Genomic DNA, 2,291 nt, shown 5'->3' on the forward strand with positions numbered 1-2,291 from the left:
GCGGCGACGTCGTCGCGCGGGTGCGCCGCCAGGTGTACGTGCGCGAGAAGCGCCGCGTGAGCGAAACCGCCCCCGCCTGAGAGCTCACGTGCCCTCGGGCGGGATCCCCCGGTCGCGCACGAGGTAGATCCACGGGAAGGCGCGGCACGCCACCTGCCACCCGTTGCGCTCTTCCGCCGCGAGCGATGCGCGCCAGAAGATGCGCCGGGGCTCCCACTGCGTGTCGGTGCGCACCATCCGGTGCGAGAGCATCCCGACCTCCACCGTGCGCCACCCCGCGCGGCCCGCGGCGTCGAGCTCTGTCATCTCGTCGAACGCGGTGACCGGCCCGAGCCAGCGCTCCGCCCCGACGGCGTCAGGGCCCAGTGCGGCGCCCGCCTCTGTCGGACCTCCGAAGCGCTGCTGCGCGGCCTGACGGGTCATGCCGAGCTCCGCACCGATGAGAGCCCAGCTCGCTCCCCCTCCGCGCGCGGCGGCGACAGAGCGCTGCAGGATCTCCCGCACCTCGCGCTCGGCGCGCGCACTGGCGGCGATGAGCCTCAGGTGCTCGTCGACACCGAGCGGGGCGCTGTCATCGACCTGCGCTGCCGCCAGCACGGCCCGGCCGACCGCGTCGGCGAGGTCGCTCATGCCTGGTCGGACTGGCTCGGCAGCCACGCCGCCGCCGGCATCCCTCGCCCGATGCCGTTGCCGAAGCCCCAGAAGTAGGCGCCTGCGGCGATGATGCCGATGGCGGCGCCCTGCACCGCCCCTCCCCAGAATCCGCGCCACTCGAACCCGACCGCGAGGAGAAGGAGAACCATCCCCGCGATCATTCCGACGATCGCGATCCACTTCATGCGCCCGATCACGGCGGACGCCCGGCTGCTGATCTGCTTCATGACGTCAACCTATCCTTGACAGCGCGGTACGTCAACCATCTCTTGACACGCGGTGCCCGCTCGCCTGTCCCGGATCGCGGTTTCCCGGTACCGGATGCGGCGATATGCGACAGGCGAGGGCGAAAAGAGGGAGTCGACAGGCCGCACGCGAAGGGCAGGGCGCGACAGCGGGCGGCCCAGCGGGTGGCCCGGCGGGAAAGCGCAGACGCGGCGCGGGGGTCAGCCGAGCGGCTTCACCTCGACCTCGCCCGGCGTGGCACCGGCCGGCAGCAGCGCGAACGCGGTGTAGCCGTCGTTCGACGCGCGCTCGAGCAGACCCTTGAGGTTCTTCGTCCGCTGCTCCAGGCGCACCCGCGCACCGGATGCCACGAAGGCCGCCTTGTGGGCGAGCAGCTCCGACACGGGCACGTCACGGTCGTGCACGAGCACGACGCTCGCCGCGTCGGCCGCGACGGATGCCGCCAGCAGGTCGACGATGCGCTCGAAGCCGATCGAGAACCCGACCGCAGGAACGTCCTGACCGAGGAACCGGCCGATCATCCCGTCGTAACGCCCGCCGCCGCCGAGCGAGTAGCCGACGCTCGGGTGGGCCAGCTCGAAGATGGTGCCGGTGTAGTAGCCCATGCCCCGCACGAGGAACGGGTCGAACACGAGCGGGATCTCCCCGCCGGCGCCGCGTGCAGCGGCGACCGTCTCCCCCAGGCCGACGAGGTGCGCGATGATCTCGTCCGGCACGCCCTCGGGCAGCGCCGCGCGGATCTGGTCCTCGCCGAAGGGCCGGTCTTCGCCGCCGGCCACGCCCGCCAGGAACTGCTCGAACGCGTCGACGGCCGCAGCGGTCGCGCCGCGTTCGCGCAGCTCAGCGGCGACGCCGGTCGGCCCGATCTTGTCGAGCTTGTCGATCGTGATGAGCACCCCGGGGCGCTCATCGGCGGCGAAGCCGAAGACGTCGAGCATCGCGTCAAGCAGGCGCCGGTCGTTGATGCGGATGGATCCGCCCTCGAGTCCGAGCGCGTCGAGCGCGTCGAGGCTCGCGACGATGAGTTCGGCCTCGGCCCGCGCCGAGGCGTCGCCGATGATGTCGATGTCACACTGCACGAACTGGCGGTAGCGACCCTTCTGCGGGCGCTCGGCGCGCCACACCGGGGCGATCTGGATCGAGCGGAAGACGCTCGGCAGCTCCGCCCGGTGGCTGGCGTAGAACCGCGCCAGGGGCACCGTGAGGTCGTAGCGAAGCCCGAGGTCGGCGAGCGCCGCGACGTCGAGGGTCGGGGCGTCTGCGGCGGCACGAACCGCGTCGGCATCCAGACCTCGCTTGAGGATGTTGAAGGCGAGCTTCTCGTTGTCGCCGCCGATGCCGGCATGGAGGCGCCCGTACTCTTCGAGCACGGGGGTCTCGATCTCATCGAA

General features: G+C 71.9%; 3 protein-coding genes. All 3 read right to left on the reverse strand.

The genetic code is table 11. The features are described from left to right. Positions 1-84: 84 nt before the first annotated feature. Positions 85-630 carry a hypothetical protein gene (locus NQ160_RS22530; protein WP_257517261.1) on the reverse strand — a complete coding sequence of 182 codons (546 nt, stop codon included), beginning with the start codon at positions 628-630 and terminating at the stop codon, positions 85-87. Continuing rightward, the gene (locus NQ160_RS22535; RefSeq protein WP_257514900.1) at positions 627-881 is read right to left on the reverse strand and encodes a hypothetical protein; all 255 of its coding nucleotides are present in this window, start codon (positions 879-881) and stop codon (positions 627-629) included. Before NQ160_RS22535 ends, NQ160_RS22530 begins: the two co-directional genes overlap by 4 nt. Positions 882-1,100: 219 nt before the next feature. Beyond that, the coding region (locus NQ160_RS22540; protein ID WP_257517262.1) for a histidine--tRNA ligase at positions 1,101-2,291 on the reverse strand (1,191 nt) is incomplete at its 5' end.

This window comes from Microbacterium sp. zg.Y909, assembly GCF_024626565.1.

Bases quoted from the DNA above. Each gene is read 5' to 3' on its own strand.
- NQ160_RS22530 (WP_257517261.1), bottom strand. From the start codon at position 630: ATGAGCGACCTCGCCGACGCGGTCGGCCGGGCCGTGCTGGCGGCAGCG.
- NQ160_RS22535 (WP_257514900.1), bottom strand. From the start codon at position 881: ATGAAGCAGATCAGCAGCCGGGCGTCCGCCGTGATCGGGCGCATGAAG.